This window comes from Chryseobacterium sp. BIGb0232 (genome assembly GCF_024810195.1).
GTDB classification, from domain to species: domain Bacteria; phylum Bacteroidota; class Bacteroidia; order Flavobacteriales; family Weeksellaceae; genus Chryseobacterium; species Chryseobacterium pennae.
Genome location: NZ_JANUEH010000005.1, coordinates 257,354 through 272,007 on the forward strand (window position 1 = coordinate 257,354; position 14,654 = coordinate 272,007).

At 35.2% G+C, this 14,654-nt stretch carries 13 protein-coding genes; 5 read left to right on the forward strand and 8 right to left on the reverse strand.

Annotated elements, in window-relative coordinates; all coding sequences use genetic code 11:
• Together M2372_RS14395 and M2372_RS14400 are read right to left on the reverse strand one after the other, a co-directional pair.
• Positions 1-537, reverse strand: a complete 537-nt coding sequence (locus M2372_RS14395) for an NADPH-dependent FMN reductase (protein ID WP_123320676.1) — start codon at positions 535-537, stop codon at positions 1-3.
• 9 nt (positions 538-546) lie between these two features.
• On the reverse strand, positions 547-1,425 hold the full coding sequence (locus M2372_RS14400) for a NifU family protein (protein ID WP_123320675.1): 879 nt from the start codon (positions 1,423-1,425) through the stop codon (positions 547-549).
• Between the two features lie 166 nt (positions 1,426-1,591).
• Between M2372_RS14400 and M2372_RS14405 the strand changes: the two genes are divergently transcribed.
• The gene (locus M2372_RS14405; protein ID WP_115973670.1) at positions 1,592-2,128 is read left to right on the forward strand and encodes a gamma carbonic anhydrase family protein; all 537 of its coding nucleotides are present in this window, start codon (positions 1,592-1,594) and stop codon (positions 2,126-2,128) included.
• Positions 2,129-2,235: 107 nt separating this feature from the next.
• On the opposite strand, the gene M2372_RS14410 is transcribed toward M2372_RS14405, so the two are convergent.
• Positions 2,236-2,688 carry a hypothetical protein gene (locus tag M2372_RS14410; RefSeq protein ID WP_123320674.1) on the reverse strand — a complete coding sequence of 151 codons (453 nt, stop codon included), beginning with the start codon at positions 2,686-2,688 and terminating at the stop codon, positions 2,236-2,238.
• Between the two features lie 82 nt (positions 2,689-2,770).
• Here M2372_RS14410 and M2372_RS14415 point away from each other — a divergent pair, with 82 nt between their 5' ends.
• Positions 2,771-4,897, forward strand: coding sequence for a helix-turn-helix domain-containing protein (locus M2372_RS14415; RefSeq protein ID WP_115973672.1), 2,127 nt, complete (start codon positions 2,771-2,773; stop codon positions 4,895-4,897).
• A gap of 41 nt (positions 4,898-4,938) precedes the next feature.
• Here the strand turns inward: M2372_RS14415 and M2372_RS14420 are convergent, their stop codons facing one another.
• Together M2372_RS14420 and M2372_RS14425 are read right to left on the reverse strand one after the other, a co-directional pair.
• Positions 4,939-5,787: a M12 family metallopeptidase gene (locus M2372_RS14420; protein ID WP_123320673.1), complete on the reverse strand. Its 849-nt coding sequence runs from the start codon at positions 5,785-5,787 to the stop codon at positions 4,939-4,941.
• A 159-nt stretch (positions 5,788-5,946) separates the two neighbouring features.
• On the reverse strand, positions 5,947-6,678 hold the full coding sequence (locus M2372_RS14425) for a hypothetical protein (protein ID WP_123320672.1): 732 nt from the start codon (positions 6,676-6,678) through the stop codon (positions 5,947-5,949).
• Between the two features lie 283 nt (positions 6,679-6,961).
• Here M2372_RS14425 and M2372_RS14430 point away from each other — a divergent pair, with 283 nt between their 5' ends.
• The 3 genes from M2372_RS14430 (at position 6,962) to M2372_RS14440 (ending at position 9,840) form a co-directional block, all read left to right on the forward strand.
• Positions 6,962-7,966 (forward strand): LLM class flavin-dependent oxidoreductase, encoded by a 1,005-nt coding sequence (locus tag M2372_RS14430; RefSeq protein ID WP_123320671.1) that lies wholly within the window; start codon positions 6,962-6,964, stop codon positions 7,964-7,966.
• Between the two features lie 69 nt (positions 7,967-8,035).
• Entirely contained in the window at positions 8,036-9,157 is a 1,122-nt protein-coding gene (gene ribB / locus M2372_RS14435) for a 3,4-dihydroxy-2-butanone-4-phosphate synthase (protein ID WP_123320670.1), read from the forward strand.
• Between the two features lie 101 nt (positions 9,158-9,258).
• Positions 9,259-9,840 carry a Crp/Fnr family transcriptional regulator gene (locus tag M2372_RS14440; RefSeq protein WP_123320669.1) on the forward strand — a complete coding sequence of 194 codons (582 nt, stop codon included), beginning with the start codon at positions 9,259-9,261 and terminating at the stop codon, positions 9,838-9,840.
• A 117-nt stretch (positions 9,841-9,957) separates the two neighbouring features.
• Here the strand turns inward: M2372_RS14440 and fmt are convergent, their stop codons facing one another.
• The 3 genes from fmt to M2372_RS14455 form a co-directional block, all read right to left on the reverse strand.
• On the reverse strand, positions 9,958-10,902 hold the full coding sequence (fmt, locus tag M2372_RS14445; RefSeq protein WP_123320668.1) for a methionyl-tRNA formyltransferase: 945 nt from the start codon (positions 10,900-10,902) through the stop codon (positions 9,958-9,960).
• Positions 10,903-11,023: 121 nt separating this feature from the next.
• Complete coding sequence (locus M2372_RS14450) at positions 11,024-12,931, reverse strand: ATP-dependent DNA helicase RecQ (protein WP_123320667.1); 1,908 nt, start codon at positions 12,929-12,931, stop codon at positions 11,024-11,026.
• 78 nt (positions 12,932-13,009) lie between these two features.
• The gene (locus M2372_RS14455; RefSeq protein WP_115973679.1) at positions 13,010-14,446 is read right to left on the reverse strand and encodes an OmpA family protein; all 1,437 of its coding nucleotides are present in this window, start codon (positions 14,444-14,446) and stop codon (positions 13,010-13,012) included.
• Positions 14,447-14,654: the final 208 nt, after the last annotated feature.

Sequence of the window (14,654 nt, forward strand, 5' to 3'; positions counted from 1 at the left end):
TTATTTTAATGATGATACAGACTTTTCAAAATCCGTTACCAATTCTAATACTTTAGCAAAGATATTGTTTTCAACTGAGCCATCAGGCTCCAGTTTACCCTTTATTCCTTTTATTAAAAGCTGATGTTTATCATCAGTTTTCGCTCCCAATGTTTTTAAAAGCAACAACAATTCTTCATGACCTTTCTCTCCACTGGCAGAACCCGTAACAAATGCAACAGGTTTGTCAGAAAAAACATTCGTGGAAACACACCATTCCAGTACATTTTTTAATCTGCTCGGAATACTGAAAATATATTCCGGGGTAGAAATAATAACCCCTGCAGAATGATCAATGTATTCTCTGATCTTTACAATTTCCTCAGGAGTGTCAACATCAGTTAATGCCGTGTCAAAATGAGGAAGAATAGAAAGATCATCATACATCTGAAAATGGATATTGGGAAGCTTTTCCATTATCTGTTCCATCAGTTTCTGATTACTGGAACTCTTTGTTGCACTTCCAATAATGATCAGAATTTTTTTAGGAGTGGTCATAATGATGAATTATCCGTTTACAGCTTCCACTCTTTCTACAAGATCCGGAACGAATTGTTTTAAAATATTTTCAATTCCATTCTTCAAGGTAGCCGTAGAGCTTGGGCATCCTGAACAAGCTCCCTGTAAAAGCATTTTAGCTGTTTTGGTAGATTGATCGTATTCCATTAAAGAAATTTTACCACCATCATTCTCTACAGCCGGAGCTACATATTCATTTAAAATATCAGAAATTTTCTGCTCATCATCTGTATAATCTCTGTTGATGATTTTTTCTACCGGGTTTTCATGCTTCTGAGGTTCAATATTTGAAATTTCACCACCATTCTGAAGGTAATCAGCAATAAGAGCACGTACAGTGATCATTACCTCATGCCATTCCACAGAGTTATCTCTGGTAACTGCTACAAAGTTATCAGAAATAAAAACCTCTTTAGCAAAATTAAATTCCTTAAAGATAGCAGCGGCCAAAGGAACTTCAGATGCTGCTTCTCTTGATTTTACCTCTATAAAACCTTCCATAAGCAATTTGTTGGAAACAAATTTCATTACATTCGGGTTAGGGGTCATCTCAGAATAGATCTGATACATTTCTTTTTTCTTCTGAAGATAAATTCTCGGATTGGCCAATAATTCATCTTCAATCACATTTTTCAGACTTTCAGCTACATGTTCCCATTCAATAGTATCCTGTTTTGCTACTGCTACAAAATTAGCGGTGATAAAAACTCTTTCCACAAAAGGATAATTGAAAAGCTCCTGTGCTAAAGGGATTTCTGAAACATCTGAATTTCTGTCTAACTCCAAAGACCCTGGAATCAAGTTGTAATCTGCAACAAATTTCATCACTTTTGGGTTTTCAGTTGGTTCTATAAGTACGGTACGCATTTTTTCGTTAAATTTGAGATACAAAAATACGCATTAGAAGTTAGAAGCTGTAAACTGGAAGTTAGATTTTTGCTATCACTGTAATTTAGAAGTTAGATGCTAAAAATAAATAGATAGGAAATACTGACTTTCAATAGGCTTATTTTCAAATTTTCAAATTAAAACTATGGCACTTGTAAAAGAACTTTTAGGGAAAATACCACAGATCGGAGAGAATACGTTTTTAGCTGAAACAGCTACCATTATTGGCGATGTTACCATGGGGAAAGACTGCAGTGTTTGGTATAATGCAGTGATCAGAGGTGATGTCCATTATATCAAAATGGGAGATAAGGTAAATGTTCAGGACAATGCAATGCTGCACTGTACCTATCAGAAACATCCACTGAATATTGGAAATAATGTTTCCATTGGACATAATGCTATTGTTCACGGATGTACAATTAAAGATAATGTACTGATCGGAATGGGCGCTATTGTGATGGATGCTTGCCTCGTTGAGGAAAATTCAATTGTAGGAGCAGGTTCTGTAGTTACTCAGGGAACCCATATTAAATCCGGAGAAGTCTGGGGTGGAGTTCCTGCCAAAAAGATCAAGGACATCAACGCCCAGCTATTGGAAGGTGAGGTGAACAGAATTGCAGATAACTATGTGAAATATTCATCATGGTATAAGGAGAATGTGAAAGATTACGAATTGTAGAATTCGGGATTTCAATTAACATATAAACAACAAAAGCTCTGTCTTCCGACGGAGCTTTGTATATCAAGCCTTTGTAGTGATTTGATATAGAACCTTTGCTTTATTTTTTATTGTGAATCCGGTGTAATCAATCTTGCCTCTCCCTTGATGCATTTAACCGAGGTTGGGGGCATAATCATTATACAATCAGATGTAATATTATATTTTTCGTTAAAAATCCTTGCCTTATCCGTATACTCATTGATTCTTGGCAAAATTGAAGTTTCAATTTTTTTAGGATAAGCGATATATTGCTGAGGCCCGCCGCAGGATTTTACGCCCATGGGAGCAAACGTCCAGTCGCTGGCATTCGTACAATTTTCCCCTTTGGCTTCAGCTTCAATAGAAGCTTTTAATCTATCTATCTGTGCCTGATCATACTTTTGGCTTTCTTCATCTACTGGCCGATTGGCAATATCTATAGGAAGATTGGTATCAAGGTTTTTTGTCGTATTACAGGAAACTAAAGTTAGTATAGTACATAATACTATTACAGGAATAGGAAGGAAAAATTTTTTCACAATAGACTTTTTTCTTTTTAAGAATTTTCAAAACTTATGCCAAGGTAAGAAAATCAAATTCATTTCCGTATTTTTGACAACGATGAACAATCATTTTTTTGACTTAATAGAGTACACGAACAGAAGTGTTTTTCTGACCGGAAAAGCAGGAACAGGAAAAACAACATTTCTTAACGATTTAGTAAGACGAACAAAGAAAAAGCATATTGTAATTGCGCCTACGGGAATTGCTGCAATTAATGCGGGTGGGGTAACCATCCACTCCATGTTTGGATTACCCCTGAGAACTTTTCTGCCTACGACAGAAAGGATAGATACCAGTTTGGCTAATAATATAGCTGATCTGATGCCCCATTTCAAATACCGAAAAGATAAGCTGAAACTTTTAAGAGAGGTTGAGATCATTATTATTGATGAGGTTTCCATGCTAAGGGCAGATGTGCTGGATATGATGGATTTTTCTTTACGATTTATCAGAAGAAATAATCAACGGTTTGGTGGGGTACAGATGCTGTTTATAGGGGATTTGTTTCAGCTTCCGCCGGTGGTGAGAGATGAACATATTCTGAAAATGTATTATGATTCCCCATTCTTTTTTGACAGTCATGCTATTAAAGATATTCCGATTGTTACCATTGAACTTACAAAAGTTTACAGACAGTCTGATCAGGGATTTCTGGACATACTGAATGCTATCCGTGATGGTGATGTTGCCAATATAGATTTTAATCAGCTTAACCAGAGATATGATCCGGATTTTGATATGGGTAAGGAATCTTACGTTTATCTGTGCTCTCATAATAAAATGGCTGACGAGATCAATCAGGAGAAGCTGAAAGAAATAAAAGTAGACGCCAAAACTTATGAAGCAAAACTGGTGGGGGATTTCAAGGAAAATCAATTTCCCAATGAACAGTTTTTGGAACTGAAAATAGGCGCTCAGATCATGTTTATCAGAAATGATATTTCCGGAGAAAAGAAGTACTTCAATGGAAAACTTGGTGAAATCATTGGACTTGATGAAGATGAAATTCGGGTTGTGCTGGATGAAAGTGAAAGAGAAATCACCGTAAAAAAAGAAACCTGGGAACAGAAAAAATATTTCCTGGATACTGATAAAACGATCAAGGAAGAAGTTTTGGGAAGTTTTGAGCAGTTTCCGATCAAATTAGCCTGGGCTGTTACTATTCATAAAAGCCAGGGGCTTACGTTTGATAAAGTGATCATTGATGCCGGAAAAAGTTTTACAGCAGGTCAGGTTTACGTAGCTTTATCACGTTGCAGAACACTGGAGGGAATTGTTTTGAAATCAAAAATTACTCCTGAAGTTATTTTTAAAGACAACAGAATTCTGCAATTTCATAGTAATACAGTTGCTAACGATCATATAGATGCTATTTTGAATCAGGAAAAGTATGATTACAGTATCAGAAAAGTTCTTCGTACGATTGATTGTCAGTGGTTTTTAAATGAAGTAGAGGAGTGGAATAAGCTTTCCTCCGTTACTAAAAATATAGATCGTGTTAAAGCTAATCAGCTGTATCTTCAGTTGAAACACGAAGCAACTAATCTTGGGAAAATCTTTGAAAAACTGGAGCGTGTTATCTTTCAAAAGGTGAATAATTTCATTGAAAAGAAAGAAGAATGGACTGAAATTGAAAGTAAGTCAAAAGGAGCCGTTAATTTCTTCTTTACTGAATCCAGAAATAAAATTTTCGATCCATTAAAAGAATTTTATGCAGAAATCAAGGGTGCGAAAGGATTGAAGCAATACAACGAAGAAGTGAAAAGCTGGCTTGAAGATATTGAAGAATATCTGAACAGTTTAAAAGATATTCATCTTCTTGAAACAAGACTTCTGGATGAAAAGAATGATAAGGAAGTCAGCATGAAAATCGCTAAAGTTCCTTCACAGGTTTTAACTTTCCAACTTTTTGAACAGGGAAAGACCATTGGAGAAATTGCATTGGAAAGAGGACTGGTAAAAGAAACGGTTATCGGTCATCTTGCTAAGTTTGCTGAACAGGGATTGCTGGATATTTCAAGAGTCATTACTTCAGATAAAATTAAGGCTTTTGAAGATGAATTTTATAAAAATCCACATGAGACTTTAACAGAGTGGAAGAATGCCTTACCAAGTCATTTTGAATTTAATGAGATCAGGATCCTGATTAATCATTACAACTATAAAAAAGAAAAGAATTCCTAGGAATTCTTTTCTTTTTTATGATTTATGCAGAGCTTTAAAGTTTAAGGGTACATTGCATTAATAGTATTGATATCCCCGGTTGTGAATCCTGTCCTATTGTAAGTGAAGTTGGTATTATTGGCTCTTTTAATAGTAGGCTGTCCGTTTTTAGAATAAGAATTTGGCCAATACATCATCACAGAATTGATATTGAAAGGTCCTATATCTGTTCCGGAAGTATATTTATTGAAATTATAAGCTTGCCCATCCTGAATATTGCCCCATTGAATGCTTACATACTGATCTCTGTCCTGACGGGAATGTTCGTGATAAAGTCCTACGGTATGCCCCATTTCATGAATGACCGACCCCACCGAAATGTACTGATCCAGAGAAACAGTCTGCTTACCACCCTGATATCCGATATGAGCCCATCCATCTGATCCGTTTGAACTTCCGAAGATAAATTCTACATAATTGGATTGGTTGGTACGCAGAACCCAGCGGGTATTTGTCTTGGAATTATATTCATTAACTGCAGTGTTGATTTTATTCACATTAATAGATCCCATATTACCTGCAATGGTATAATAAATGGTACGGTTGGGCCATCTGTACAAGCTGGCACCTCCTTTATTGGCTGTGCTTTCTTCTGTCAGCTGTTGATCGGAAAGAACAATGTCTCCCTGGAAAAAATTCATTCCATTTTTTCTTTCATAGGTAATTTCCTGACCTCCTAATTGTCCTTTTTTAAGATAGGAAACCTCCAGTGCTGCGGTTTGGGTTTCACTCGCGATTTCGTCATTATTTTTGCTACAAGAGGATAATGTGGCAGCGATTACAATGCCGATAAGGAAAGTTCTTTTTGTAAATACTTTCTGGAAAAACAAGTTATTGATTTTTTTGTTCATGATAAAGATTTTTTCAAATTGTTATACTAATATAGTGATATTTCTCTTTATGATGAATTAAATATATTGAAATGTTTATATTGGTAATGGATTTGTAATTTCGTAAGGAGTGTGATGAGTTTATTTTAGTAATGTTGATAGTATAAGGATAATTTGTAATTAAAAGTTTTGATAATATTGATAATGAAAATGCTGAGCATAATGAAGGTAATAAGAATTTGTTATCAGGTGATCCATTTCATTAACAAGTGCATTCATCTTTTTTATCCGGTCAGTTTTTTCTTGTCCTGCAGTCTCAAAATCAATTTTATTTTCTTCTTCAATTATTTGTCTCAAAGACTGTATATAAAGTTTTTTTTGTTTTGAAATATCATAACGATCCTGGCTATTTGCTTTTTCCTGATCAAGTGAAAACAAAAAAATTAAATATTCAGCATATGCAGGAATTCTTTTTTTTTGATGACCAAAATAGGTGCCTCCGTAAGCAATATAACCAAATATAGAATTGATATTAGAGAAAATACGGATAAACGTCCTACGTTGTTCCTTATATTTTTCAATTCCATTTCTCTGTTTTAAAAAATAGGTATATAATGTATAGTAATAATCCTGACCTGCTTCACTTCCGAATCCAGCATTATTACCAAAACAGAAATAAAATTTGTCTGGATTTTCAGGGAAATCATAAAAAAACTCAGGATGCTTATCAATTAATTCATTGAAATTCTTTTTACTATACTTGAAATTATCACCTGTTTCTGTAGTAATCCTTACCGTATCTAATTTTGTATAGTATTTTGAATTAGCACTCCTTTTAGAAGTGTCTGGATTTTTAGGATTACAGCAGATTAAAGATCCTAAAGAAAGCATAATAAGAAATATTTTTTTCATAGAACAGTTTCTATCCAAATGATAACCATAAGTATTTCTAATTCTTCCATGAGTTTATAAGTTATTAATTACTCAAATATACAAAAGGAATTAAGTTGTTCTAAAATTTAATTACATATACAAAATCACATGAGTAAAAATTAAATTCCAATAGTTTTTCCCTGAACTTATCAATAGATCCTATTAATTACAAAAAGTAACTAATGCAGTTCAGATGTTTTAAATTTGTATGGTTTAAAAAAGGAGATTCTTCTATGTCACCTTTAAAAAATAACATCTCAATATGAAAAATTTTGAAATTTCTGTTTTAGACCTTGCACCGGTAAAGCAAGGGAAAAGCATTCATGATACTTTTCAGGACAGTTTGTCCTTAGCCAATTACGCAGAAAGTTTAGGCTATAAAAGATTCTGGCTGGCGGAACATCATAATATGGAAAGTATTGCCAGTTCAGCAACCTCTGTTTTAATTGGTTTTATTGCCAATGGAACAAAAACGATCAGAGTAGGATCAGGTGGAATTATGCTTCCGAATCACAGTTCGTTAATCATTGCAGAACAATTTGGAACACTGGAATCACTTTTTCCGGGAAGAATTGATCTTGGATTGGGTAGGGCTCCCGGAACTGATGGGTTGACCGCTCAGGCATTGGGGAGAAATCCCGCGATCATCAACGAGCAGTTTCCAAGACAGATTCTGGAACTTCAAAGATACTTTTCCAAAGAAAATGCTGATGCAATGGTGCGTGCTATTCCAGGGGAAGGATTAGATATTCCGCTTTATATTTTAGGATCCAGTACAGACAGTGCATGGCTGGCCGCAGAACTGGGGCTACCTTATGCTTTTGCTGGACATTTTGCTCCTGAACAGATGGAAATGGCTTTTAAAATTTACAGAGAACATTTTCAACCTTCAGAATATTCGGATAAACCTTATATTATTGCCTGTGTCAATGGAGTAGCAGCAGAAACCTCTGAGGAAGCACACAAAATTTCCACGACTTTGTTTCAGGCGTTTATCAATATTGTGAGAAATGACAGAAAGCCTTTTGCTCCGCCGGTAGATGATATGGATGAGATCTGGTCACCTATGGAGAAATCAATGGTTTTACAGAAGCTGAGATATACGTTTATCGGAGATCAGACTGAAATTAAGGAGAAGCTTAAAGACTTCCAGGAAAAATTCAATGTAGATGAACTGATGATCAATTCTCATATTTACGATCATCAGAAAAGATTAAGATCTTACGAGATTATCAGAGAAGCCGTGAACTCTTTATCCAAAGCGTAATAAACCATTCATATAAATTGGCAGATGCTTATTTTTATGAGTATCTTTGCACACAAATAAAAAGTAAAAATGTCTGATATTAAATTAAATACTATTCCGGAGGCCATTGAAGACCTTAGAAATGGGAAAATAATCATAGTAGTAGATGATGAAGACAGAGAGAATGAAGGAGATTTTCTTTGCGCAGCAGAACTAACAACACCGGAAATTATTAATTTCATGGCGCTTCACGGAAGAGGGTTAATTTGTATGCCGCTTCCTGAAAAAAGATGTGATGAACTTGGGCTTGAAGTAATGGTAAGCAGAAGCAGCGACCCTAAAGAAACTGCTTTTACCGTATCTGTTGACCTTTTAGGAAACGGAACTTCTACAGGTATTTCTGCAGGAGACAGAGCAAAAACGATTTTAGCTTTGATGGATGAAAAATCCAAACCTACAGATTTCATGAGACCTGGCCACATTTTCCCGCTTCGTGCAAGAAAAGGAGGTGTTTTGAAAAGAGCCGGACATACTGAAGCAGCCATTGATCTTACCCATTTAGCAGGTTTAAAGGAAGGTGGAGTAATCTGTGAAATCATGAACGAAGACGGTACAATGTCCCGTTTACCTGAGCTTCACGCATTTGCTCAGAAGCATGATATGAAGATTGTTTCTATTGAAGATCTTATTCACTATCAGCTTAAAAAAGGAAACCTTGTAGAAAGACTGGAAGAGAAAAAAGTAAAAACACACTATGGAGAGTTTGACTTTTATGCATTCAGAGAGACTTCTAACGATCAAATCCACTTTGCATTGACAAAAGGAGCATGGACAGTAGATGAGCCGGTTTTGGTGAGAGTACAGTCTTCAGACTCTTATTTTGATGTATTGACAAGATTAAATAATGGGGAAAAACCTTTACTGGAAAAAGTTACCAACATGGTGAACGAGGCAGGAAAGGGAGCAATCATTTTCATCAACAACGTTTCAAATTCTGAAAATACATTAAGAAAACTTCAGCAGTTCCTGAATTATCAGGACGGACAGGAGCAGCACCCTACTTTAGCATATAACTATAGAGATTATGGTATTGGAACGCAGATCTTAAAGAATTTAGGAATCAATAAGTTTAAAGTAATCACTCAAAATCCTAATATCAAACCTCAGGTGGGAGGATATGATGTAGAAGTTACTGAGTTGGTAAAACTATAAAAAGAAAGAATCAATAGTGAATTTGCTTCACTTTAAATGATTTTTTACCATATGAAATAAAAGGTTTAGGATTTTTCTAAACCTTTTTTTATTTTTAAACCATGATGGAGTCTCTAAAAAAACATATCCGGGAGTATGTAGATATTTCAGATGAAAAGCTGGAAAAATATTGTAATGCTTTTATGCTTCAGAAAGTAAAGAAGAAAGAACTTTTGCTAGTGGAAGGAAGTATCTGTGATTTTGAAGGATTTGTAGTGAAAGGATGTTTTAAGGTTTTTCATACCGATCGAAATGCTGCGGAACAAATATTATATTTTGCTATTGAAAACTGGTGGATCTCAGATATAGACAGTTTTATCAACAGAATTCCATCCAAACTTACCATTCAGGCGCTTGAAGACAGTGAAATTCTTTTGATTTCAAAAAAGGATAAAGAAAAACTGTATCATGAAATGCCGGAAGTGGAAAGATTAATGAGGCTCAAGTTTCAGAGTTCAATTATCGCTTTACAACGCAGAATTATTGATAATTTGAGCAAATCTTCGGAAGAACGCTATATTGAATTTTTAATAAAATATCCCCAAACGGTTCATCGTCTTACGAATATTCAGATTGCTGCTTATCTTGGGGTAACCCCTGAATCTCTGAGCAGGCTTCGTAAAAAAATTGTAGGAAAGGCTTAGTGAAGTTGATAATGAGTTTTTTTACTTAACTATCCTTAATCGTTTAAAAATAAAAGTCACAACAAAATAATATCTGTTGTGACTTTTATTTATGATTAAAATTTATCTGTATTTAAACTACAGTGTTATTTCGTCAAAATTTCTGAACCCATTCAGTAAATCCTTTACCGTCATTCTTTTTTTACCTTCTAACTGAAGCTCCATGGGAAAATAAACTCCGTCCTGAGTATAGATTTTAAATTCATTTTTAGAAATATCCAATGTTCCGGCAGATTTACCATGATTGGAAATTTCAAATTTTCCACTAAATATTTTTAATCCCTTTTCTTCTTCGCCAATTTTCAAAGTAGTGAAGGCAGCAGGGTATGGAGACATTCCAAGGATGAATTGATGTACCGTTTTTGAAGGTAATTCCCAGTTGATTCTGGTATCTTCTTTAAATATTTTATAGGCATTTTTAGGATGCTCAACCTGTGGCTGAGGGGTTTCTTCGATGGTATTTTCGGCTAATCCATCCAAGGTTTTTACCACTAATTTTGAACCCATTTCCATTAATCTGTCATGAAGATGGCCTGCATTTTCGTCAGGTAAAACTTCAATTTCCTCCTGAAGAAGGGTATTCCCCTCGTCAATTTTTTCATTGATAAAGAAAGTTGTTGCCCCTGTTTTTTCTTCACCATTGATGACAGCATAATTGATAGGAGCCGCTCCTCTGTAATCAGGAAGAAGAGAAGCATGAAGATTGAATGTCCCCATTTTTGGCATCTCAAAAAGAATTTTAGGCATCATTCTGAATGCTACCACAACAAAAACATCAGCATCAAGCTTTCTTAGCTCTTCTAAAAATTCATTATTTCTTAATTTTTCCGGTTGAAAAACAGGAATGTTATTTTCTGAAGCATACACTTTTACAGGGGACTGATTGATTTTCTGACCACGTCCGCTTGCTTTATCTGTAACAGTTACCACGCCTACTACCTGATGATGAGATTGATGAATAGCCTCCAAAGAAGTTTTTGCAAACTCAGGAGTACCTAAAAAAACGACTTTCAATGATTTCATACTGCAAAGATAAGTTTTTGCTTTGAGAGTGGGCAGTGTATAAGAGTTGAGAGAAGAGAAAATGTTTTTTCTAAAATTTTAAATTAAAATTTAAATCCTGCTCTTGCTTCTTTATGTCTTACTACTCATGATTCAGTGCATACGTTCTGAAATTCAGCATTTTTACCTTCCCGGAGTCTAATAGAAAAATTAAGTTTTCCAGTATACTTTCTTTGGAATGATAGCTTAACTGTACAGACAATTCCTCTATAGTTGCTGATCTTTTTGCCAGTAAATTAATGATCTGCTGGGAAATATTTTTTCCAAAAATAGATTGTTTGTTCTTTTCACATACAGAGCACTGGCCGCAGTTCTTTGAATTTTTTTCTCCGAAATAAGCAAGGATAAGCTTCATTTTACAATAGTCTTTATCCTCTGAATAGAACTTCATCTCTTCCCATTTCTGGATTTTGTTTCTCTGAATATGTTCAAAAAGCTTCCAATAAGTGCTATTCACAGCTCTTTCATCACGGGGTTTCAGAAACTTTATGCTTGATAGGGCTCCGTCTATGTATTCAAGATAGTTTTTCTGTTGAAGTTCTTTTAAACGTTCTTTGATCAAAGGAACGCTGACCTGAATTTTATTGCTGACCTGCTGCTCACTGAACAGTACTTTATGTGTAGTAATTCCGGACATGCTACGGAGAAGAAGCTCTATGAAATAAGCATCTTTTTGGGGCAGCTGATCTATTTCATCAGATTTAATAAAAAGCTCCAGAGATGATAGGCTCTTATTGTCATTGTAATAAATGATTTCCTGGTTATGGAGGAAATTGAGAACGTTATTGATCTTGGCTTTTGATAACCTTGTGAAGTTTTGTATGCCGGCTGTATTCAGCTGGAATGTTTTCTCTGGTAATTCGAATTCTGCTACCTGGAAAATAGAGTAGAGGTAGCTGATGATTTTCAGAAATTCTGCTTTGTTAGGAGTCTGATTTTTCAGGATTTGATCAAAATTCAAAAGTTCCTGTTTGTTCCAAAGCATAAATGCAAAACTTTCTTGGTCATCTCTTCCCGCTCTTCCTATTTCCTGATAATAATTTTCAAGCGAGGCTGCAGGAGAGTAATGGAGAACAAAGCGGACATTATCCTTGTCAATACCCATTCCAAAAGCATTGGTAGAAATTAAGACCTGATTGTCACTATTGTTCCAGGTATTTTGCCTTGTATTTTTTTCTTTTGTTGTTAAACCCGCATGATAATAATCTACATTATTCAGCTGATTTTTCTTTAAGAATTCTGCGAGGAGTTCTGCTTCCTTTCTGGTTCTTACATATACGATTCCTGAATCTGTATTGTATTTCAAAATATCTAGAACCCGCTGGAATTTATCAGAAACTTCTTCTGTGAAGATTTTAATATTATTTCTTTTAAAACTCTTCTGAAAAACAGAAGGGTTTCTTAGTTCAAGTTTGTTTTTGATCTCTTCCAGTACCTTTGGTGTTGCTGTAGCCGTTAATGCTAAACATGGAATTTCCGGATGATTATTTCTGAAGCCTTTAATATTCTGATAACTCGGACGGAAATCCTGTCCCCATTCAGAAATACAGTGTGCTTCATCAACGGCAATGAATGATAATTCAATTTCTTCAATATTTTGCAGAAACTGAAGATTGGTTAATCTTTCCGGAGATACATAAAGGAGTTTGGTAAGACCTTCTTTACAACGGTTGTAAATAGTCTCAGCATCATACTCATCAAGTTCAGAAGATAGATATTCTGCTTCTATACCACGGAATTTAAGCTGATTCACCTGATCTTTCATTAAAGCCAGCAAAGGAGAAATTACTACGCAGGTTCCTTCTTTTAATAAAGCCGGAAGCTGATAGCATAATGATTTTCCGGCACCTGTTGGAAGCAGTACCAGCGTATCTTTTTCATTAATAACAGCATTGATTATTTCTTCCTGAGAATCTCTGAAGCCGGTGTAGCCCCAGAAATACTTAAGAGTATCATATTTTAGCTTTTGAAAATCCTGCGGAGAAATCATGATGTAAAAATAAGGAAAGTATCAGGACAAAAAAAGCCACGCAGTGCGTGACTTTTATATAGTAACTTAATAAGTTTATTATTTTGCTTCGAAGTATACTCTTCTGTTGGCTCTGTTTTTCCATTCAGGGCACTTCGTAGCTGGTTCGCACTCAGGATATTTAAGGTCTTTTTCACCTTTACCTACTGCGTTTAATTTACCAGACTGAACTCCGCTTTTGATCAGATAATTCTTAACGTTGTTAGCTCTTCTTTGAGATAATTTCTGGTTGTAAGCATCAGTACCTCTTGTATCTGTAGCTCCTACAACATTGTAAGCACCATTTGAAGAATTGATATAGTTTACAGCGTTATTTAAGATAGGAGTGTTTGAAGGTAGAATTCTGTCAGAATTTAAATCAAATTCAATTCCTTCCAGTTTAGTTTCTGTTTCCACTACAGGTCCTGTAGTTGTCGTAGGGCAACCATTGTTTTCAACCGGTCCTGGAACTGTTACACATTTATCGTAAAGATCAATTACACCATCAAGGTCTGTATCAAGAGCAACACCGGCACCGTCTACTCTCGCTCCTGCAGGAGTATCAAGTTGTCTGTCCCAATCGTCACATACTCCATCATTATCAGCATCTCCTTTTTTACAAACTTCGATATCCTGATTTTTGTTAGCTAAGACATCAAGCTTGTAGTAGATTTCCTGAAGTGGATCATGCCACATTAAGTGAGATTCGTGTTTTCCTAATTTTACAGAAAGACCTAAAGTTGCATTGAAGAAGTTATCAGAAACCTGTGATGAATGTCTATTGACTTCACTATATGGATCACCTCCACCATCAAAGGTATCGTCACCTGTCATTACATACATTAATCTTCCTTCAATATCAACTCTTCTGTTCACTTTGAATTTTAGACCTGTACCAGCCTGCATGAACATAGATCCTAATTTGAAAGGCTTTACTTCAGTCATCAATCTCTGTCCATTGATATCTTTCTGATATGCTTTGTAAGCAATAGTACCTACTCCAGCATATCCGTGAAGAGCCCATCTGTAAGGAGAATGGTTATCAACTCTTCTCAAAAGATTAGAGAAGTTAATATCTCCCAATACTGATATTGCATCATATTGAGTTCTTGCTCCTACAGCTCTTGCATCTGGGGCAGAATCTTTGGTATTGAACCATCCTTGTCTTGTTTCACCTCTGTCATACTGTAAGTTGATCCCAAATGCATGGGTAATCGCTTTATCAATACTGATATACGCTGAATATCCAAAAAGGTTCTTACCATTACCGTTTTTGATAGATGTTAAATCTGCTGATTGCATTAGTGGAACACCAACTCCCGCAGAGATAGACCAGTCATTAAATCTTTTTGATTGATTGGTGAATGGGGAAACATTGGCAGACCCTGACGAGAACGTATTAGGATACTCTCCTTTTGAAACTGCCGTTGAGTCTTGTGCGTAAATAGCAGTGGGAAGTGCCAAAGCTAATGCAACAATTGCTAAACTTAATTTCATAGTGTTATTTTTTTAGTTAAGTTATTTTAAATGATTTTTTTACGCTAAAAAGTGATTTTAGTTTTATTTTTTTCTGAATAATAGTGGGTGTATCTTGAGGATTTTGTACCTATTGTCCCTAAAATGATATAAAGGTAGGTAAAATATTTCGTAGTAGAAAAAAATAAACCGAAAAGAATGTTCTTTTCGGTTTATTCATATTGTAAGA